Genomic DNA, 18,606 nt, shown 5'->3' on the forward strand with positions numbered 1-18,606 from the left:
AACCCTTCTCGGGCCCGTTCAAGCATGATCCGCCGGTTCGTGATATTGGAATGAAATGATCTTTCATTCGAAGAATACGAACATCGGCATTCGCCACTTCCGCGCCGCCCTGGCGCTGGCCCGTGAGCAGTCCTTCGTGCGCGCCGCCGAAATCCTCGGGGTCGTGCCGTCGGCGCTGACCGAGACGATCAAGCAGATCGAGGCCGATTGCGGCCTGCGCCTGTTCGACCGCGAGGCGCGCCCGGTGACGCCCACCGCCGCCGGGGGCGAGTTCCTGGTCGCGGCGCGGCGCGTCGTCTCGGATTTCGACCTCGCCCTGCACGATTTGCGGCGGGTCGGCGGCATCGAGCGCGGCGCGGTGAAGGTCGCGGCCGCGCCCTCGGTCGTGCTGCACCATCTCGCCCCGGCGTTGAAGCGCTTCCATGCCGAGCATCCGGCCGTCGAGGTCACCGTCCAGGACGACATCGCGGCGCGGGTCGGGGCGCTGGTGCTGGAGCGGGCAGTCGATTTCGGCATCGCCGAGCGTTGGCACGAGAGCGAGCAACTCGCCTATGAGCCCTTCCATTCCGATCCGTTCGTGCTCGTCTGCCACGCGGCACACCCGCTTGCCGGACGGGCGGAGGTGGCGCTCGCCGACCTCGATGCCGCCGAGGTCATCGGGCTCGACGAGAGCACGGGAACCGGCAAGCGGATCGCGGCGGCCACGGGGTTACCAAAAGGTTTACAGAATGGACGCCTGCGGGCGCATGGCACGATCGCGCAGCTGACGATGATCTCCCGGGGATTGGGCGTGGCCCTGATGCCGGAACTCGCGGCTTCGGTGATCCAGAGCCCGGACCTGCGCCGGATCCCGGTGCGGGACCTCGGCCTGCGGCGGACGCTCTGCATCGTCACGCGGTCGCGCATCGGCCTGTCGCCGGCGGCGGAGCGCCTGCTCGCGCATCTGCGTCCGCTCGGCTCCGTCGCAAGCGGCTGAGGCCGTTGCGTCAGCCGCGCTGGGGGCGTAGATGCACAAAATCCGTTTTCCGTCCGTCCACGCTTGAGTTTCCCTCTCGCATCCCCTGTCAAGAATGGTGATTTGTCCGCCAATATTGTTTGAACTCATATGAATTTGGGTGTAGTGGACGAAGGCTGCCTGACTATTGCACGCATGGAGAAGCGCGATGTCCCACGACCCCGTCTCGGCGCAGCCGAAGGGCAAACTCGTCATTCGCAACATCGGTATGGTGCTGAGCGGCGCCATGGAAAACCCGATCCTCGATGCGGATACGATCATTGCCGTCGACGGGAAGATCGCGGCCATCGGGCGCGCCAGGGATCTCGACATCGATCAGGCCGACCAGGTCATCGACGCCAACCAGGCGGTCGTCGCGCCGGGCCTGATCGACAGCCACGTCCATCCGGTGGCGGGCGACTGGACGCCGCGCCAGAACCAGCTGAACTGGATCGACAGCACCATGCATGGTGGCGTCACCACCATGATCTCGGCCGGCGAGGTGCACACGCCGGGGCGCCCGACCGACATCGTCGGCCTGAAGGCGCTCGCCATCGCCGCGCAGCGCACCTTCACGGCCTTCCGTCCGGGCGGCGTCAAGATCCACGCCGGCGCGCCGATCATCGAGCAGGGCATGGTCGAGCAGGACTTCAAGGACCTGGCCGATGCGGGCGTGCGCCTTCTCGGCGAGATCGGCCTCGGCAGCGTCAAGGACGGCGAGACGGCCGGCAAGATGGTCGCCTGGGCCCGCAAATACGGCATCCAGTCGACGATCCATACCGGTGGCCCCTCCGTGCCCGGCTCGGGCCTGATCGGCGCCGACGTCGTTCTGGCGGCGGGAACCGATGTCGTCGGCCACATCAATGGCGGTCACACCGCGCTGCCGGATCGCGAGATCCGCTGCATCTGCGAGGGCTGCAAGGCCGGCCTGGAGATCGTCCACAACGGCAATGAGCGCTCGGCGCTGTTCGCGCTGCGCACGGCCCTGGAGTTGAATGAGCTGGAGCGCGTCATCCTCGGCACCGACGGCCCCGCCGGCTCCGGCGTGCAGCCGCTCGGCATCCTGCGCATGGTGTCGCTGCTCTCCTCGCTCGGCGACGTTCCGGCCGAGATCGCCATCTGCTTCGCGACCGGCAACACGGCGCGCATGCGCAATCTCGACTGCGGCCTGATCGAGGTCGGCCGTCCCGCCGATTTCGTGTTCCTGGCCAAGGCGATGCATTCGGCCGGCCGCGACATGCTCGACAGCATCCAGCTCGGCGACCTGCCGGGCGTCGGCATGATCGTCATCGACGGCATCGTCCGTTCGGGCCGCAGCCGCAACACGCCGCCGGCCGAGCGTCTGCCCTTCGTCTGCAACTAGCCATCGCGTCCCCTCTCTCTCAGGAGCTTCAAATGACCGACGTCGTCGTTCGCAAGTTCGTCATCCGCATCGAGGAAATCTTCCACGAGGGTGGCCCCGTGGTTGCCAATCCGCCCCGTCGCGGCACGATCATGGCCGTGATCAAGAACCCCTATGCCGGCCGCTATGTCGAAGACATCACCGGCCTGATGGAAGACCTGAAGCCGCTCGGCCTGCAGATGTCGACCCGCCTGCTCGAAGCGCTCGGCGGCGACGCGTCGGCGATCGAGGGTTATGGCAAGGGCGCCATCGTCGGCGAGGGCGGTGAGCTCGAGCACGGCGCGCTCTGGCACGTTCCCGGCGGCTATGCGATGCGCGAGCTGCTCGGTGAAGCCAAGGCGATCGTTCCCTCGACCAAGAAGGTCGGCGGCGTTGGCGCGGCGATCGACATTCCGATCACCCATGTCAACGCCTCGTACGTCCGCAGCCATTTCGACGCCATCGAGGTCAACATCCCCGATGCGCCGCGCGCCGACGAGATCGTCGTCATCCTGTCGATGACGACCGGTTCGCGCGTGCACGCCCGCGTCGGCGGCCTGGCCGTCGCCGACATCAAGGGCGAGGATGGCCTGCGATGAGCCGCGTGATCCGCAAGATCGTCACGACGCTCGAAGAGACGCTGATCGAAGGCGACGTCGTGCTGCCGGCCCCGACCCGCAAGGTCGCGGCCGCCGCGGTCGTGTCGAACGCGGCCTCGGGTCGCTATGTCGAGAACCTCGACGAGCTGATCGCGCTCGGCGAGCAGCTTGGCGACCTGCTGCCGCGCCGCGCCGTGGCGCTGCTCGGCATTCCGGGTGACCAGGTCGAGAGCTTCGGCAAGGCGGTCATCGTCGGCGCCGAGGGCGAGTTCGAACATGCCGCCGCCATCATGCATCCGAAGCTCGGCGCACCGTTCCGCGTCGTGCTCGGCAAGGGCGACGCGCTGATCCCGTCGGCTAAGAAGCGCGCCAAGGTCGGCGCGGTCATCGACGTGCCGCTCGGCCACAAGGACCATGCGCGGGTGCGCAGCCATTTCGACGCGATGGAGATCCGCATTCCGGATGCGCCGCGCGCGCACGAGATGGTCGTCGCCATCGCCATCACCGATTCCGGGCGGCCGCTCGCCCGCGTCGGTGGCCTGCGCAAGGAGGATATCGACAAGGCCTAGACCGTCTGCGCCTTGTCGAGAACGAAAAGGGCCGCTGCGCGAGCAGCGGCCCTTTTCTATTGCGGTGGCTAGAGATTTCAGGCCTTGGCGGCGATCTCGGCGCGGATTTCGTCGCCATGCTCGCCGAGGCGCGGCGAGCGCCTGGCGAGCGACAGCTCGGCGCCCGACATGGTGATCGGCGTGCGCACGCCGGGAATACCCTCGGCGTCGATCCGCATGCCGCGCGCCAGCACTTGCGCGTCGGTGAAGACGTCCTCCAGCGTGTTGATCGGCCCGGCCGGAACATGCGCCGCCGCGAGCCTTTCGAGCAGCGCATCGCGCCGCCAGGAGGCGAGCGCGGCGGCGATCGCCTCGGTGAGGGCGACGCGGTTGGCGACGCGGCTGGAATTCGTCAGGAAGCGCGCGTCCGTCGCAAGCTCCGGCCGGCCGATCACGTCCGCGAAGCGGGCGAACTGGCCGTCATTGCCGACGGCGAGGATCAGGTGGCCGTCGGAAACCGGGAAGGTCTGGTAGGGCGCGATGTTCGGATGGGCGTTGCCGAGCCGGCGCGGCGGCTTGCCGGTGGCGAGGTAGTTCATCGCCTGGTTGGCGAGCACGCCGACCGAGGTGTCGAGCAGCGCCATGTCGATGTGCTGGCCGAGGCCGGTGCGTTCGCGTTGCGCCAGTGCCGCCTGGATGGCAATGACGCTGTAGAGGCCGGTGAAGATGTCCGCGAAGGCGACGCCGATCTTCTGCGGCTCGCCGGCCGGGTCGCCGGTCAGGTCCATGATGCCGGCCATGCCCTGGATCAGGAAGTCGTAGCCGGCGCGCTCGCGATAGGGCCCGGTCTGGCCGAAGCCGGTGATCGAGCAATAGACGAGGCGCGGGTTGATCGCCTTCAGGCTCTCATAGTCGAGCCCGTATTTGGCGAGGCCGCCGACCTTGAAGTTCTCGATCACGACATCGGCGTCGCGCACCAGGGCGCGCACGAGGTCGACACCCTCGGGCGTGCGAAAATCGGCGACGATCGAGCGTTTTCCCCGGTTGCAGGCGTGGAAATAGGCGGCGGATTTCTCGCCGCCGTCCTCGATGAAGGGCGGGCCCCAGGTGCGGGTGTCGTCGCCATCCGGGCTCTCGACCTTGATGACGTCGGCGCCGAGATCGGCCAGCGTCTGGCCGGCCCAGGGGCCGGCCAGAATGCGCGCGAGCTCGATGACCTTCAGTCCCTCGAGCGGCTGCATCAGAAGAACGCCTGGATGCCGGTCTGGGCGCGGCCGAGGATCAGCGCGTGCACGTCGTGCGTGCCCTCATAGGTGTTGACCGTCTCGAGGTTCTGGGCGTGGCGCATGACGTGGTATTCGATCTGGATGCCGTTGCCGCCATGCATGTCGCGGGCCTGGCGGGCGATGTCGAGCGCCTTGCCGCAATTGTTGCGCTTGACCAGCGAGACCATTTCCGGCGCCGCCTGGCCCTCGTCGAACAGGCGGCCGACGCGCAGCGATGCCTGCAGGCCGAGCGCGATCTCGGTCTGCATGTCGGCGAGCTTCTTCTGGTAGAGCTGCATGCCGGCGAGCGGCTTGCCGAACTGCTTGCGGTCGAGGCCGTACTGGCGGGCGCGGAACCAGCAATCCTCGGCGGCGCCCAGCACGCCCCAGGAGATGCCGTAGCGGGCGCGGTTCAAGCAGCCGAACGGGCCCTTGAGGCCGGCGACGTTCGGGAGCAGCGCGTCTTCCGGAACCTCGACGTCGCTCATCACGATCTCGCCGGTGATCGAGGCGCGCAGCGACAGCTTGCCGCCGAGCTTCGGCGCGGATAGGCCCTTCATGCCCTTCTCGAGGATAAAGCCGCGAATCGCGCCGTCATGCGCTTCCGACTTCGCCCAGACGATGAAGACGTCGGCGATCGGCGAGTTGGAGATCCAGGTCTTGGCGCCGTTCAGGACGTATCCGCCCTCGGTCTTCTTGGCGTTGGTGATCATGCCGGCCGGGTCGGAGCCGGCGTCGGGCTCGGTCAGGCCGAAGCAGCCGATCCACTCGCCGCTGGCGAGCTTCGGCAGGTACTTCTCGCGCTGCGCCTCGCTGCCATAGGCGTAGATCGGGTACATCACCAGCGAGGACTGCACGCTCATCATCGAGCGATAGCCCGAATCGATGCGCTCGACCTCGCGGGCGACGAGGCCATAGGCGACATAGGAGGCGCCGACGCCGCCATATTCGGCCGGCACGGTGACGCCGAGCAGGCCGGTCTCGCCCATCTCGCGGAAGATCTCGGGATCGGTCAGCTCGTCCAGATAGGCCTTCTCGACGCGGGGGAGGAGGCGATCGGACGCGAAGGCCTTGGCCGTGTCGCGGATCATGCGCTCCTCGTCGGTGAGCTGCGCCTCGAAGTGGAACGGGTCGTCCCAGACGAAGCGCGAGAGCGCGGGCAGGTCCTTCGGCTTCAGGGTCGGGTTCTGGGTGGACATGATTCTCACCTTTGCGTCTGACGGGGGAGGGCGCGGCTCTGCGCCGGCCGCCCTACCGGAATGATCGACCGAGAAACTAGCAAATCTGGCCCAAGCGAGATAACAAGCCTTTCAGCGAAGTTGATGAGTAATGATCATAGAGGGGCGGGAGTGCGGGCCATGCGCGAGGGCTATATCCCCACGATCACGGAGCTGCAGGCCTTCTCCGCCTGCGCCCGGCTCGGCTCCACGACGCGGGCCGCGCAGGCGCTCAACCTGACCCAGAGCGCCGTCAGCCGCTCCGTCGGAACGCTGGAGGAGCGGCTGGGCGTACGGCTGTTCCACCGGGTCAAGCAGCGCCTGATCCTCTCCGATGCCGGGCGCGCGCTCAATCGCGATGCCGATCGGCTGCTCGACGATTTGCGCCAGGCGGCGATGACCGTGATGGCCTTCGGCGGCCATGCGGACGTGCTGCGGCTCGCCGTGCTGCCGACCTTCGGCTCGAGCTGGCTGGTGCCGCGCCTCGCCGCCTACCGGGTGATCGCGCCGGACCTCACCTTCGACATCTCGGCCCGGCTCGAGGCGGTCGATTTCGAGGCGGACGGATTCGATGCCGCGATCCAGCGCGGCGACCACCGCCCGGGCGGGGCCTATGCCGACGTGCTGATGGCGGAGGAGCTGGTGGTTGTCGCGGCGCCGGCCTTGCTCGGCGGGCGGCCCGTGCTGCCGGACGACGAGCTGGCGCATCTGCCGCTCCTGCAGCAGTCGACGCGGCCGACGCTCTGGCTCGACTGGTTCCGTGATGCGGGCCTCGACAGCCGCACCATCCTGCGCGGCGCCCGCTTCCAGCATTTCGACATGGTGGTCAACGCGGCGATCGCCGGGCTCGGCGTCGCGCTCGTGCCGGAGGTGGTGGCGCGGCCGGCGCTCGCCGCGGGCACGCTGGCGCCAGCTTCCGATCGCCGCCTGGTCGGCGACCAACCCTATACGCTGATCTATCCGGCGCGCAGCCGCCAGATGGAGGGCTTCATGCGCTTCCGCTCCTGGCTGCTGGAGCAGGTCGGCCAGACGGCGGCCGCCCCCTAAGAGGAGCTCTGGTCGTCGCTGATCCGCTGCAGCAATTCGAGCAGCAGCGCCTGTTCGGCGGCGGAAAGTGGCGCCAGCAGCTGCAGGCCCGCTTCCTTGCTCTTGCCGAGCCGCGCGAGCGTGTAATCGACGCCCTTGTCGGTCAGCTGGATGATCACCATCCGCTGGTCCGTGCTGGAGGCGCCGCGCGTCACCAGGCCGAGCTTGCGCAACTTGCGCACGACGAGGCTGATCGTCGAGGGATCCATCGCGGTCAGGCGGCCGAGATGGTTCTGCGAGACCTCGCCGTGGCGTAGGATCGTGGCGAGCGCGGCGAACTGGGTCGGCGTCAGATCCTCGCCCGCCATCACCTGCTGGAAGCAGGTGGTGGCGCGCTGATGCACCTTGCGGACGATATGGGCCGGATGCAGGTCGAGATCGTAGCCGGTGGCGGCGATCATCGCGTCGATCTGCTCCCGTGTGTAACGGGTTCCCTCCGCGGACGGTTCGTCCGGCGGGATCGCGCTACTGCTTTCATCAATCAAGGGATCGGGCCTCTTCATCGCTTGCCGCAAAGACAAACCTCAAACCTGCTGCAACGCAAGGCCGTTCTTCAGGGAAGCCACAACATCCGCGGCAGTCGAGACGACGCCGAAATGGGTGGCGATGTCGTAGAGCGAGCTCTCCTGCTCGCGCGGTCCGGTCGCGGCGCAGCAATCCTCCGGGACGACCACCTCGTAGCCGTTGAAGAAGGCGTCATGCACGGTCGAGCGGACGCAGATGTTGGTGACGACGCCGAACACCACGATCTGGTTGACCTGCATGTCCTTCAGCGTCATGTCGAGGTCGGTCTGGAAGAAGGCTGAATAGCGCCGCTTGATGATGTGGATCTCGTCGTCGCGCGCGCCGAGGTCCTCGATGATCTCCGTGCCCCAGCTGCCCTCGACGCAGTGCGGCGTGCGCTTCACCCACTCGCGGTCGCGGCGCATGTTGGCGCGGTGCACGTCATGCACCCAGAGGACGGGGGCGCCGACTTCGCGGGCGGCCTCGATGACGGCGAGCTGGTGCGGGACCAGCTTTTCATAGCCCGGCAGCACCATGGCGCCGCCCGGCTTGCAGAACTCGTTGATCATGTCGACGACGATGACGGCCGTCCTGGCCTTGTCGAGCACCATCTGCTCGCCATGACGATGCGACGAGAAAACGTCAGTACTCATACGGCCCTCCATGCCGGTTCTGTGGCGTCGCCAGGGTTGTGCCGGCGCGCCATTACGCCTCTCGGCGCCAAAATTTATTTGGCTAGTAAGTATATTCCGAGGGCTCTGTCAACCAAAGCAGACTGCCCTGCCTTTGGTCAAGGGCATGCACTATCTAGCTGATTTTTATGCAGATTTCAAAAATGAGCTGCGCCCCTCAGAATGCATTGACAAAGACCGGGATTCAGTCGGATCATTGTATGACTACCAATGAACGGAGAGGCTGGAGGGACCGGTTCTCATCATTGGTTGGGAGACAAGTCATGCATATTCGCAAGCAAACTGTGTCGCGTCTCATGCTCGCCGGCGCGCTCACGGCCCTGGTCGCGTTTTCGCCCTCGCTCGCCAGTGCCGAGGGGCTGACGCTCAAGGTGTTCGGCGGCTCGGCCCTGAACAAGCTGGCGCCGCGCCAGACGCCGGATGTCCAGAAGGCCATCCAGGACAAGGTGATCGCCGGCTTCCTCGCCGCGCATCCCGAGGTCAAGGCGGTCGAGTGGGACGCGCAGGGACCGCAGGCCAATGACGTCCAGCGCGTGATGACCGCGCGCCTCGCCGGCCAGGAAATGGATCTGCTCTCCTGCTCGGCCTATTACACCAACGGCGCCTATGTCCGCCGCGGCGTGCTGCGCCCGATCACCAAAGAGATCGAGGCGTTTTCCGCCAATCTGGATCCGGCCGCCGTCGGCGCCTTCACCATTCGCGGCGAGGTCTATGGCGTTCCGATCACGACGATGTCTACCTCGGCGATCTTCTACAACAAGAAGGCCTTCGCCGATCTCGGCATCCCCGTGCCGCCGAGCTACGAGGACCTGAAGGCCGCCGCGCCGAAGCTGGCCGCCGCCGGCATGATCCCGCTGCTGCATCAGGGCTCGAACACGCCGATGTGGCCGATGTGGTATTTCGAGACCTACGCGCAGGCTTCCGGCGATCCGATCGGCCGCACCACCGCGATCCTCGATGGGACCGCGAAGTTCAACGACGCCGACGGTGTCGCCGCATTCGAGCTGATCAAGCAGTGGGTCGATGACGGCATCCTGTCGAAGGATTCGCTCGCGGTCGACCAGGACGGCATGCGTTCGGCCTTCGCCGGCGGCAAGAGCGCCATGTACTATGGCGGCACCTGGGAAATCCCGTCTCTCCAGGAAGGCGTCAAGAACTTCGAATGGGGCGCCTTCGCCTTCCCGAAGATGCCGGGAACGCCGGGCGAGCCGAAGCATGGCGGCGGCGCCGACAATGGCATGTGCCTGTCGGCGACGATCGCTCCGGAGAAGGTTGATGCGGCGCTGGCCTTCATGGCCTACCTGACCAAGCCCGACGTCGCCACGCTCTATCTCGAACCCGAGCAGCCGCTCGCCGCTTCGGTCAAGGGCGTGCCGGTCGTCGAGGCGGAATACGCCAAGCAGCTGCGCGCCAGCGCCTTCCCGAACACCGTCAAGTTCCTCGACTGGATCTGGCCGTCCGAGGTCGCGACCGCCGTCTCGTCCTCGATCGCCGGCGTCGTCGGCGGCCAGCTGACGCCGCAGCAGGCGGCCGACGCCGTGCAGGCGGCCTTCGACGACCTCGTCGCCCAGGGCAACTGGCCGCCGGCCGACTGAGTCCCCTGACACGCGACCCGACGCCGGCGGCTCGATCCGCCGGTGTCCAGCCTTCGAGGAGGCGCCCGGGGCCGGAAGCCCGCCGGGCGTCGCCTTTGGCGTTCCGCCTGACCCGATCGTCGACAAGGATATGACCATGACCACCCTGAGCTCGAAGCCGCAGCGCTTCTCCATCGGCTATCACCTGAACAGCTGGGACCTGACCGGGTTGCCGCTGCAGCCGGCGCTGAAGTTCCTCGCCGACCAGGGCTTCGGCTGGTTCGAGATCCTCGCCTTCACCAGCCTTTCCGACCAGTTCGCGCGCAAGTACATGCAGCTCGGTCACCAGGCGCCGATGGGCGTCACCACCGACACCGACATCCTGCGCCGCTACGCCATCCTGTCGAAGGCGCAGAGCGAGCTCGGCATCCGCCTGTCGTCGCTCTACGTCAACGCCGTCTTCGTCAATCCCGTCGCCTGGGAATACGAGCGCGACGTGCTCCTGTCGCTCGCCCGCCTGCTGAAGGGCTTCGATGCGCCGGTGCTGGTGCTCGGCGGCGGACCGTCGGTCGCTTCCGGCAACGCGCATGACGCGCAGGACTATCGCGATTTCGCCCGCGCGCTCGAGGATATCGGCCGCCGCACCAAGGACCTCGGCATCGACACGGTCTATCACCCGCATCTCGACACCTTCGTCGAGACGCGCGAGCAGCTCGACCGCCTGATGGACGAGCTCGACACTTCGGTCGCCGGCCTCTGCATCGACCCGGCGCATCTGGCGCAGACCCATTCCGACCCGGTCGACGCGCTCAGGACCTACATCGAGGCCGTGCGCTACATGCATCTGAAGGACACCAAGGTCGATCCGGCGCTCAAGGGCTATGACCGCTACGCCGCCTTCTGCGAGCTCGGCGCCGGCGTCGTCGACATGCCGGGGCTGGTCAAGGTCCTGCTCGACAACGACTATGACGGCCTCGCCATCGTCGAGCTAGACGCCTCGCAGAAGACGGCGGAGCAGAGCGCGCTGGAGAGCATCGCCTATCTCAAGGACACGCTCGGCCTCGTGCTGACGCCGGAAACCAAGCCGTAAGATGATGAGCGCGCCGGCAATCTCGGTCCTGAAAACATCGGCCGCTCCTCGCGTCTCGCTCGCGCGACGCCTGGGGCGCAGCGATGGCTTTGTCGCGGCGATGATGATCCTGCCGGCCGCCATCCTGTTCGGGCTGTTCTTCCTCTGGCCGTTTTTCAACGGTCTCTGGCTCAGCTTCCATCGCTGGGACGGCTTCTCGCCGCCCCGCTTCATCGGCGCCGCCAACTATCTCCGCCTGTTCAAGGACCGGATCTTCCTCGGCGCTTTGGAAAACAGCTTCATCTTCGTCATCCTGAGCCTCGCCTTCAAGAACGGGCTCGGGCTGGCGCTGGCGCTGCTGCTCAACCGCGTCACCTTCGCGCGCGGCTTCATCCGTGGCTCGGTCTTCGTGCCGGTCACGATTTCCTTCGTCGCCGCCGGCCTGCTCTGGTCGTGGATCTACAATCCCGTCTTCGGCCTGCTCAATGCCGGCCTCGATCTCGTCGGCCTGGCCTCGCTGAAGCGCAGTTGGCTCGGCGACGCCAACACGGCGCTCTACGCCGTCATCGTCGTCGATGTCTGGAAATGGCTCGGTTTCCATGCCGTCATCTATCTGGCTGGCCTGCAGACGATCCCGTCCGAGCTCTACGAGGCGGCCCGCGTCGACGGCGCCAGCGCCTGGCGCCGGCTCTGGCACATCACGCTGCCGCTGATGGTGCCGGTGATCTTCATCAACACGATCCTCGGCCTCTCCGGCGCCTTCGTCCGCAACTTCGATATCGTGCATGTGCTGACGCAGGGTGGCCCCAACCACGCCACCGAGGTGGTGATCACGGCGATGGTGAAGACGGCCTTCAACGAAAGCCAGATGGGTTACGCCGCTGCCATGGGCTACGCGCTGTTCGTCCTCGTCGGCGGTCTCTGCGCGGCGCTCGTCTATCTGCTCGGTCGCACGAGGTTCAAAATCTGATGGCCACCTCCTCCGTCCACGGCGCGCCGCCGGCGGCCCCGGCTTCCTTCGCGCAGTCGCTCGAGCGGCTCGGCATCTATGCCGCGCTGGTGATCGTGCTGTTCCAGACGCTCTATCCGCTGATCTGGGTGCTGTTCGGTTCGCTCAAGACCAAGCCCGAGCTGATCAACAATGTCTGGGGCCCGCCGTCGAGTCTGGTGTTCGAGAACTATGTCCAGGCCTGGCAGATGGCCGACATGGGCAACCGCATCTTCAACAGCGTGACGGTGACGGTGTTGTCGCTGGCGATCCTGATCGTCGTCGTGACGCCCTGCGCCTACGCGCTGGCGCGGTTGCGCTTCCCCGGTCGCGGCGTGATCACAGGCCTCGTCGTCGGCTCCATGCTGGTGCCGCCGCAGGTGCTGGCCATTCCGCTCTTCATGGTGGCGCGCGACCTCGGGATCATCAACTCGACGGTCGGCATCTCGTTCATCTACGCGGCGGCGATCATGCCGCTGTCGATCTTCATCATGCGCAGCTTCTTCCTGTCGCTGCCCTTCGACCTCGAGGACGCGGCCCGCGTCGACGGCGCCGGCCGGGTGGCGATCCTCGTCCGCATCATGCTGCCGCTGGCGCGGCCAGGCATGGCGCTGATCATCATCTTCGGCTTCATCGAGGTGTGGAACGACTTCTTCCTCGCCTTCCTGCTGCTCCGGCAGCCGGAGGTGCAGACCATCCCGCTCGGGCTGGTCAACTTCTTCCAGCAGTACGACTCCCTGTGGAACCTCTATTTCGCAGCGCTGATGATCACCACCCTGCCGGTGATCGCCCTGTTCGTGCTGATGCAGCGGCAGTTTATTGCCGGCCTGACCGCCGGCGCAGTGAAGGCCTGAGAATGACAAAGCGTAAGATCGGTGTCGGCGTCGTCGGCTGCGGCGAGATCGCCCAGCTCATGCATCTGCCGATCCTCAAGGAACTGCCCGAGCTCGAGATCGCGGCGCTCTGCGATCTCTCGCGCCAGGTGGTCGACAGCCTCGGCGACGCCTATGGCGTGGCCGGCCGCTACACCGACCATCACGAGCTGATCAACGATCCGGCCGTCGACGTCGTGGTGATCTGCACCTACGACCACGGTCCGATCATCGAGGACGTGATCGCCGCCGGGAAGCACTTCACGGTCGAGAAGCCGCTCGCCTTCACGGCCGAGGAAGCCGCGCCGCTGATCGAGAAGGCGAAGGCCAAGGGCGTCATCGGGCTGGTCGGCTACATGAAGCTCTACGATCCCGGCTATGTGCTCGGCATCGAGCGCATGGCCTCGATCGAGGCGCTGAAGCAGATCCACGTCCATAATTTCGCCGGCCGCTTCGACCGCTACCAGAGCCTCTACACCCAGGTGCGCGGCACCGACATCGATCCGGCGAGCCTCGCCGCCGGCCGTGCCGCCGCCGATGCCCGCATCGAGGCGTCGCTCGGCCCGGATCATGCCGGCTACAAGAACCTCTATCTGATGCTCCTGATGCTCGGCAGCCACAACCTCGCCGTCCTGCGCGGCGCCTTTGGCGTCGCCGAAAGCGTCGAATACGCCAAGGCGGTCGATCCCAACCACATCTTCGCGCTGCTCAACTTCCCGAACGGCGTACCCTGCGTTTTCGAAGTGTCGTTCGGCGCGCAGTATGAGTGGTGGGACGAATGGATTGCCGCCTATGGCAAGCATGACGAGGTTCGCGTCGACTTCCAGAACCCCTATGTCCGCAACACGGCGGCGACCGTGACGATCCGCGAGCCGCGCGGCGACGGCCCGTCCGAGGTGGTTATCCCCGGCAAGCCCGACACCGCCTTCCGCCAGCAGTGGCTGCACTTCATCGATTGCCTGCATAATGGCGCCGCGCCGCGCACCAGCATGGAGGGCGGCCTCGAGGATCTGAAGCTGGCGCAGGCGATCATCCAGGCGCTGCCCGCCTGCCCGAAAGAGGTGAAGTGATGCGGATTGTCATTACCGGTTCTAGCGGTCTGCTCGGCCGTCACGTTGCCGCCGCGGCCGTCGCGGCGGGGCATGACGTGCTCGGCATCGACACGGCGCCGCCGCCGGAAGGCGGCTGGCGTCACATCAGTGCCGACCTGACCGATCTCGGCGTGGCGCTGCAACTCGTTCGCGATGCCGACGCGGTCTTCCACATCGCCGCCATCCCGCGCCCGACGGGTCGCGCCGCGGCGGAAGTGTTCCAGACCAACATGGCGCTGGCCTACAACGTCATCGAGGGCGCGGCGCTCTCCGGTGCCCGTCGCTTCGTCTACGCCTCGTCCTTCTCGATCTTCGGCTATCCGTTCTTCACCAAGCCGCCGGAGCAGCTCTACCTGCCGATCGACGACGCCCATCCGGCCGGCCCGCAGGATGCCTATGGCGTCTCGAAGTGGCTTGGCGAGGAGATGGTCGACGCGGCGGTCCGCCGTGGCGCCTTCACGGCCGTCAGCCTGCGCATGCCCTGGGTGCAGACGCCGGAGAGTTTTGCTGGTCAGATCGGTCCCCGCCGCGCCTCCGGCGAGGCGTGGAAGGATCTCTGGACCTATGTCGACGCGCGCGACGCGGCGGCCGCCTTCCTGCTGGCGCTGGAAGCGCCGGTCGAGGGGCACGCCCGCGTGATGATCAGCGCCGCCGACAGCTATGCCGACGAGCCGTCGGCGGAGCTCGCGGCGCGCCATTTCCCGAAGGCGCGGCAGGGGGCTCTGCCCGGCTTCGCCAGCACCTTCGACCTCGACAAGGCGCGGAAGACGCTGGGCTACGAGCCCCGCTATTCCTGGCGCGACTATCCGAAAGCATGATTGGAGACAGCGTATGACGCGCTTCGTGGACAAGATCGTTCTGGTGACCGGCGGCGCGGGCGCCATCGGTCAGGCGGCGGTGCGTCGCTTCCTCGACGAGGGCGCGGCCGGGGTCGCCATTCTCGACCAGAACGCCGAGCAGGCGGCGGCGCTCGCCAAGGAACTGGGCGAGCGCGCCTTCGCAGTCGCGGCTGACGTGACCGATCCGGCGGCGGTCGACAAGGCGCTCGCCGCCGTTGTCGAGCGTTTCGGTAGGATCGATGTCCTCTTCAACAATGCCGGCATTTCCGGCACGCCGGCGCCGATCTATGACCTGCCGCTGGAGGAATGGGATCGCGTCATCCGCATCAACCTGCGCGGCATCTTCATCGTGCAGCAGGCGGTGGTGCGGATCATGATCGCCCAGAAGAAGGGCGGCGCGATCGTCAACATGGGCTCGTCCATGGCGGGCTGGGACGTGTTGTCGGGCGGCTCGCCCTACACGGCCAGCAAGCACGCCGTCGTCGGCCTGACCAAGGTCGCCGCACTCGACTGCGCGCCCTACGGCATCCGCATCAACGCCGTCTGCCCCGGCGTCATCCAGACGACGCTGGGCGTGCCGGCTGGCGACAAGGCCGCCTTCGAGGCGAGCACCAAGCGCTTCTCCGACCGCATCCCGCTGCGTCGCATCGGCCAGCCCGAGGATGTCGCGGCGACGGTCGCCTTCCTCGCCAGCGACGATGCCCGGCATCTGACCGGCTCGGAGCTCCTGATCGACGGCGGCCAGACCCTGATGAGCTGGGCCAACGCGCCCGACGCGGACGCCTATCCGCGCTACATCTAAACAAGAAGGGGCAGCCTCGCGGCTGCCCCTTTTGCTTTGGTCCGAGCGGACGGGCCCGTCAGGCCTTCTTGGCGATGGCGATGCACTCGACCTCGTAGCGGAGCGCCGCGCCGAGGCAGTTGGTGATCGTCGTGCGGGCCGGGAACGGCTCGCTGAAATATTCGCGATAGAGCTTGTTGAAGAGCGGGATGTCGGCCGGGTCCTGCACGTAGTTGCGCGTCTGCAGCACATGCTTGAAGTCGCTGCCGGCGGTCTCCAGCACCTTGCGCATGTTCTCCATCGAGCGGCGCATCTCGCCCTCGAAATCCTCCGAGATGATCTTGCCGGTGGCGTCGACCGAGGCCTGGCCGGACACGAAGATCAACTCGCCGAACTTCGTTGCCGGGCTGAAGGGCAGGTGCGAGCGGGGGGTATCCGGTTCGCTCGGATATTCGATCATCTTGGGTCTCCGTTTGGCTTTCTTCACCTCTCCCTGAGGGAGAGGTCGGACCGAAGGTCCGGGTGAGGGCTTAGGGAACGTTCCGGAGAGGGCGTAAACCCTCACCCGCCGGCTTCGCCGTCGACCTCTCCCTCAGGGAGAGGTGCAAGGGCGGGAGGACGCCGTCCGGCGCTTAGCTGACGGGGAAAACCGGGCTGCGCAGGCGGCGATAGGGCAGCGAGGTCAGCACGCTGGTGCAGGGGCCCGATGTCGCCACCGTGAAGCTCTTCGCCGTGATCGGGTCGTAGGCACGCCGGTGCGCGACGGCGGCCTTGACGCCGATCGCCTTCAGCGCCTCCGGGATGATCCCCTGCGAGCGGAGCTGGCCGAGATCGAAGGGCGGCGTCTTGCGGCTGTTGACGAGGATCTGGATGCCAGCCGCCTCCAGCACAATCGACGGCCCCATGCTGATATGGACGCCCTGCATGGCGGCGAGGTGGCTGTTGCGGTCCTCGAGCTCGAACTCGCCGTCGCTGCGGCTGACGAAGGTCGCCTCGATCTCGACCGGGCCGGCGCCGAGCCGGCTGCCCTTGCCGCCGAGGGAGACCTTGCGCACCTCGCCCGGCTTCGCATCCGCGAAGAGCTTCACGGCCTCCGCGTCGGCGATGGCGACGGCGGCGTTTGTGATGCCGTGGCGCAGGAAGCCGCGCAGCACGGCCGTGTCGTCGCCGGGCGCGCCGCCGCCGATATTGTCGGCCGGCTCGACCACGATATAGGGGCCGCCTTCGGCGTCCTTGATCTCGGCGAGCGCCGCGTCGAGGTCCCACTCCTTCGGCTGGCCGAGTTCGCGCAGCTCCCAGGCGAGCGCCTCCAGCCGGTCGAGCGCGGCTTTCGCCTGCTCGGCGCTGCCGGTGGTGATCAGCGAGAAGGCAACGCCGGCATCCGGCACGTCGGAAAAGGAATAGCCGCCGATGATGTTGACGGTCCAGATTTCGGCATCCTCGGCCTCGATCTGGCGGGCCAGCGCCTCGAGGTCGCGCATCGGCCGATCGGCCGTGCCGGTGCCGGGCGGCGCCCAGAGGATGGCGGCGTTGCGCGCGTGCATGACCGGCGCGGCCTTCTCAGCCAGCGCCCGCGCTAGCAGCTCGGCCGAGCGGACGGCGGAATCGCGCGCGTCGGTGTGCGGGTTCTCGCGATAGGCGACGAGGCCGTTGGCGTTCTTCGCCATGGCGGCGGTGAAGGTGGCGTGCAGGTCGAACACGCCGTAGAGCGGCAGCGCCTCGGCGCCGGGAACGGAACGGATGCGGGCGAGCAGCTCGCCCTCGGGATCGATGGATCCGGTCGTCACCATGGCGCCGTGCAGGGCCAGCCAGATGCCGTCGAGGCCGCCATCGGCGAGCGCCGCGCGCAGGCCGGCTTCGAGTTCGTCCCAGAACTGCTCGAACACGGCGTGGTCGGTCGTGCCGGAGGGGAGGGCCGAATATTCGACGACCGGAACGACGTCCCAACCTTCGGCCGCAGCCACCTCGAGGAAGCCGTCGACGGTGGAGCCGTCGCCGGCGCGCGCCGGCAGCTCCGCCCCGCGCAGGATCTCGTAGTCGGCGAGCCCGGTGATTTCGTCCACGAAGGTGTGGGTCTCGTGATACAGCCCGGCCAGCAGGATGCGGGGACGTCTGGTCATGGATGGCTACCTGTTGCGTGACATGTTCGCCGTGATCTCGGCGAGGGTGGCGACGAGGAGGCGACCGAGCCGCTCGATGGCGTCGGGCTCGAAGCGGGCCGAGGGGCCGGCGATCGAGACGGCGGCGATCGCCTCGCCGCCCGGCGCGAAGATCGGCGCCGCGACGCAGGCACCGCCGATCTCGTTCTCCTCATATTCCGTGGTCCAGCCGACGGTGCGGCAGCGTTCGAGCACTTCCTCGAGCGCCTGCGGGTCGGTGATGGTGCGGTCGGTCGCGGCCGGCAGCGAGCCGAGATTGTAGATGATCTTGCGGAAGGTCAGTGGCTGGTAGGCGAGCAGCGCCCGGCCGCAGGCCGTCGAGTGATAGGCGGCGCGCGTGCCCGAATAGGACGAGACGCGCAGCGTCTGGCTGCCTTCCAGGCTCTCGACGATGACGGCGTCGGTCGGGCCGGGCAATGCGAGGTTGACGGTCTCGCGCGTCTCCGCGCAGAGCCGAACCAGATAGGGCTGCGCGATCGCCGCGATGTCGAGCCGGCGTTCGACCGCCTTGCCGTAGACGAGGTGCTGCAGGCTGAGCCGGTAGGCGCCGGCCTTGGCGTCGCGCTCGGCGAGGCCGACATCGACCAGCGCCGTGACCAGGTTGAAGGCGGTCGTCTTGGCGAGCCCGGTTCGGAGCGCCAGATCGCGCAGCGAGACGAAGTCGCCGCTCGCCATCGCGTCGAGCAGCGCCTTGGCGCGGGCGACCGACTGGATGCGCGCGGCGACGGCCGCGCCGGATTCGCTCTCTTGTTTCGACATGCTCGTCCTGACCCGGCCTCTCGTTGGGAGGGTGGTTCGTTTGTTCCATATTATAGGATAATCGATCGCGCCCTCGGTCGACAGTTTGGCACGAAGCGAAAATCATGCGCAAGGCGAATGCGGGATTTCCCATGATGATGGTGTCTGGCGTGGTTGACACCGTGGCGGGCAATCCCTTTAACTTTGCC

General features: G+C 67.2%; 19 protein-coding genes. 12 read left to right on the forward strand and 7 right to left on the reverse strand.

Annotated elements, in window-relative coordinates; all coding sequences use genetic code 11:
* The first annotated feature begins 55 nt into the window (after positions 1-55).
* From G539_RS0108115 to G539_RS0108130, 4 genes are all read left to right on the forward strand, one after another.
* A complete protein-coding gene (locus tag G539_RS0108115; protein WP_029074745.1) occupies positions 56-976 on the forward strand; it encodes a LysR family transcriptional regulator in 921 nt (306 codons plus the stop codon).
* Positions 977-1,163: 187 nt separating this feature from the next.
* Entirely contained in the window at positions 1,164-2,357 is a 1,194-nt protein-coding gene (locus tag G539_RS0108120) for an amidohydrolase family protein (protein WP_029074746.1), read from the forward strand.
* 32 nt (positions 2,358-2,389) lie between these two features.
* On the forward strand, positions 2,390-2,974 hold the full coding sequence (locus tag G539_RS0108125) for an amino acid synthesis family protein (protein ID WP_029074747.1): 585 nt from the start codon (positions 2,390-2,392) through the stop codon (positions 2,972-2,974).
* Positions 2,971-3,543, forward strand: a complete 573-nt coding sequence (locus G539_RS0108130) for an amino acid synthesis family protein (protein ID WP_029074748.1) — start codon at positions 2,971-2,973, stop codon at positions 3,541-3,543. The genes G539_RS0108125 and G539_RS0108130 overlap by 4 nt, the downstream gene beginning before the upstream one ends.
* A gap of 77 nt (positions 3,544-3,620) precedes the next feature.
* Here the strand turns inward: G539_RS0108130 and G539_RS0108135 are convergent, their stop codons facing one another.
* Both G539_RS0108135 and G539_RS0108140 read right to left on the reverse strand, forming a co-directional pair.
* Positions 3,621-4,763, reverse strand: coding sequence for a CaiB/BaiF CoA transferase family protein (locus G539_RS0108135; protein WP_029074749.1), 1,143 nt, complete (start codon positions 4,761-4,763; stop codon positions 3,621-3,623).
* Positions 4,763-5,986, reverse strand: coding sequence for an acyl-CoA dehydrogenase (locus tag G539_RS0108140; RefSeq protein ID WP_051231200.1), 1,224 nt, complete (start codon positions 5,984-5,986; stop codon positions 4,763-4,765). Before G539_RS0108140 ends, G539_RS0108135 begins: the two co-directional genes overlap by 1 nt.
* 159 nt (positions 5,987-6,145) lie before the next feature.
* On the opposite strand from G539_RS0108140, the gene G539_RS0108145 reads away from it, so the two are divergent.
* Positions 6,146-7,051, forward strand: coding sequence for a LysR substrate-binding domain-containing protein (locus tag G539_RS0108145; protein ID WP_029074751.1), 906 nt, complete (start codon positions 6,146-6,148; stop codon positions 7,049-7,051).
* On the opposite strand, the gene G539_RS24140 is transcribed toward G539_RS0108145, so the two are convergent.
* On the reverse strand, positions 7,048-7,491 hold the full coding sequence (locus G539_RS24140; protein WP_245576829.1) for a MarR family winged helix-turn-helix transcriptional regulator: 444 nt from the start codon (positions 7,489-7,491) through the stop codon (positions 7,048-7,050). The genes G539_RS0108145 and G539_RS24140 overlap by 4 nt on opposite strands.
* 123 nt (positions 7,492-7,614) lie before the next feature.
* Positions 7,615-8,247 (reverse strand): cysteine hydrolase family protein, encoded by a 633-nt coding sequence (locus tag G539_RS0108155; RefSeq protein WP_029074752.1) that lies wholly within the window; start codon positions 8,245-8,247, stop codon positions 7,615-7,617.
* A 302-nt stretch (positions 8,248-8,549) separates the two neighbouring features.
* Here G539_RS0108155 and G539_RS0108160 point away from each other — a divergent pair, with 302 nt between their 5' ends.
* The 7 genes from G539_RS0108160 to G539_RS0108190 all read left to right on the forward strand — a co-directional run bounded on the left by G539_RS0108160 (position 8,550) and on the right by G539_RS0108190 (position 15,521).
* Positions 8,550-9,881, forward strand: a complete 1,332-nt coding sequence (locus G539_RS0108160) for an ABC transporter substrate-binding protein (RefSeq protein ID WP_035830560.1) — start codon at positions 8,550-8,552, stop codon at positions 9,879-9,881.
* Between the two features lie 136 nt (positions 9,882-10,017).
* Positions 10,018-10,950 carry a sugar phosphate isomerase/epimerase family protein gene (locus tag G539_RS0108165; RefSeq protein ID WP_029074754.1) on the forward strand — a complete coding sequence of 311 codons (933 nt, stop codon included), beginning with the start codon at positions 10,018-10,020 and terminating at the stop codon, positions 10,948-10,950.
* A gap of 4 nt (positions 10,951-10,954) precedes the next feature.
* Positions 10,955-11,899, forward strand: coding sequence for a carbohydrate ABC transporter permease (locus G539_RS0108170; protein ID WP_245576830.1), 945 nt, complete (start codon positions 10,955-10,957; stop codon positions 11,897-11,899).
* Positions 11,899-12,771, forward strand: coding sequence for a carbohydrate ABC transporter permease (locus G539_RS24145; RefSeq protein ID WP_051231203.1), 873 nt, complete (start codon positions 11,899-11,901; stop codon positions 12,769-12,771). Before G539_RS0108170 ends, G539_RS24145 begins: the two co-directional genes overlap by 1 nt.
* Before the next feature lie 2 nt (positions 12,772-12,773).
* Entirely contained in the window at positions 12,774-13,859 is a 1,086-nt protein-coding gene (locus tag G539_RS0108180; protein WP_029074756.1) for a Gfo/Idh/MocA family protein, read from the forward strand.
* A complete protein-coding gene (locus tag G539_RS0108185) occupies positions 13,859-14,698 on the forward strand; it encodes an NAD-dependent epimerase/dehydratase family protein (protein WP_029074757.1) in 840 nt (279 codons plus the stop codon). The genes G539_RS0108180 and G539_RS0108185 overlap by 1 nt, the downstream gene beginning before the upstream one ends.
* Positions 14,699-14,711: 13 nt before the next feature.
* Positions 14,712-15,521, forward strand: coding sequence for an SDR family NAD(P)-dependent oxidoreductase (locus G539_RS0108190; RefSeq protein ID WP_029074758.1), 810 nt, complete (start codon positions 14,712-14,714; stop codon positions 15,519-15,521).
* A 58-nt stretch (positions 15,522-15,579) separates the two neighbouring features.
* Here the strand turns inward: G539_RS0108190 and G539_RS0108195 are convergent, their stop codons facing one another.
* From G539_RS0108195 to G539_RS0108205, 3 genes are all read right to left on the reverse strand, one after another.
* Complete coding sequence (locus G539_RS0108195; RefSeq protein WP_029074759.1) at positions 15,580-15,960, reverse strand: RidA family protein; 381 nt, start codon at positions 15,958-15,960, stop codon at positions 15,580-15,582.
* Positions 15,961-16,132: 172 nt separating this feature from the next.
* Positions 16,133-17,620 (reverse strand): M81 family metallopeptidase, encoded by a 1,488-nt coding sequence (locus G539_RS0108200; protein WP_029074760.1) that lies wholly within the window; start codon positions 17,618-17,620, stop codon positions 16,133-16,135.
* 6 nt (positions 17,621-17,626) lie between these two features.
* Positions 17,627-18,418 carry an IclR family transcriptional regulator gene (locus tag G539_RS0108205; RefSeq protein WP_029074761.1) on the reverse strand — a complete coding sequence of 264 codons (792 nt, stop codon included), beginning with the start codon at positions 18,416-18,418 and terminating at the stop codon, positions 17,627-17,629.
* Between the last annotated feature and the right edge of the window lie 188 nt (positions 18,419-18,606).

The sequence above is a fragment of the Kaistia adipata DSM 17808 genome, from assembly GCF_000423225.1.
GTDB classification, from domain to species: Bacteria; Pseudomonadota; Alphaproteobacteria; order Rhizobiales; family Kaistiaceae; genus Kaistia; species Kaistia adipata.

What these genes read in the sequence shown, in the direction of transcription:
- G539_RS0108170 (WP_245576830.1), top strand. Translation starts at nt 10,955, where the DNA reads ATGAGCGCGCCGGCAATCTCGGTCCTGAAAACATCGGCCGCTCCTCGC.
- G539_RS0108200 (WP_029074760.1), bottom strand. Translation starts at nt 17,620, where the DNA reads ATGACCAGACGTCCCCGCATCCTGCTGGCCGGGCTGTATCACGAGACC.
- G539_RS24145 (WP_051231203.1), top strand. Translation starts at nt 11,899, where the DNA reads ATGGCCACCTCCTCCGTCCACGGCGCGCCGCCGGCGGCCCCGGCTTCC.
- G539_RS0108205 (WP_029074761.1), bottom strand. Translation starts at nt 18,418, where the DNA reads ATGTCGAAACAAGAGAGCGAATCCGGCGCGGCCGTCGCCGCGCGCATC.
- G539_RS0108125 (WP_029074747.1), top strand. Translation starts at nt 2,390, where the DNA reads ATGACCGACGTCGTCGTTCGCAAGTTCGTCATCCGCATCGAGGAAATC.
- G539_RS0108120 (WP_029074746.1), top strand. Translation starts at nt 1,164, where the DNA reads ATGTCCCACGACCCCGTCTCGGCGCAGCCGAAGGGCAAACTCGTCATT.
- G539_RS0108195 (WP_029074759.1), bottom strand. Translation starts at nt 15,960, where the DNA reads ATGATCGAATATCCGAGCGAACCGGATACCCCCCGCTCGCACCTGCCC.
- G539_RS0108165 (WP_029074754.1), top strand. Translation starts at nt 10,018, where the DNA reads ATGACCACCCTGAGCTCGAAGCCGCAGCGCTTCTCCATCGGCTATCAC.
- G539_RS0108145 (WP_029074751.1), top strand. Translation starts at nt 6,146, where the DNA reads ATGCGCGAGGGCTATATCCCCACGATCACGGAGCTGCAGGCCTTCTCC.
- G539_RS0108160 (WP_035830560.1), top strand. Translation starts at nt 8,550, where the DNA reads ATGCATATTCGCAAGCAAACTGTGTCGCGTCTCATGCTCGCCGGCGCG.
- G539_RS0108180 (WP_029074756.1), top strand. Translation starts at nt 12,774, where the DNA reads ATGACAAAGCGTAAGATCGGTGTCGGCGTCGTCGGCTGCGGCGAGATC.
- G539_RS0108185 (WP_029074757.1), top strand. Translation starts at nt 13,859, where the DNA reads ATGCGGATTGTCATTACCGGTTCTAGCGGTCTGCTCGGCCGTCACGTT.
- G539_RS0108190 (WP_029074758.1), top strand. Translation starts at nt 14,712, where the DNA reads ATGACGCGCTTCGTGGACAAGATCGTTCTGGTGACCGGCGGCGCGGGC.
- G539_RS0108155 (WP_029074752.1), bottom strand. Translation starts at nt 8,247, where the DNA reads ATGAGTACTGACGTTTTCTCGTCGCATCGTCATGGCGAGCAGATGGTG.
- G539_RS0108140 (WP_051231200.1), bottom strand. Translation starts at nt 5,986, where the DNA reads ATGTCCACCCAGAACCCGACCCTGAAGCCGAAGGACCTGCCCGCGCTC.
- G539_RS0108135 (WP_029074749.1), bottom strand. Translation starts at nt 4,763, where the DNA reads ATGCAGCCGCTCGAGGGACTGAAGGTCATCGAGCTCGCGCGCATTCTG.
- G539_RS24140 (WP_245576829.1), bottom strand. Translation starts at nt 7,491, where the DNA reads ATGATCGCCGCCACCGGCTACGATCTCGACCTGCATCCGGCCCATATC.
- G539_RS0108115 (WP_029074745.1), top strand. Translation starts at nt 56, where the DNA reads ATGATCTTTCATTCGAAGAATACGAACATCGGCATTCGCCACTTCCGC.
- G539_RS0108130 (WP_029074748.1), top strand. Translation starts at nt 2,971, where the DNA reads ATGAGCCGCGTGATCCGCAAGATCGTCACGACGCTCGAAGAGACGCTG.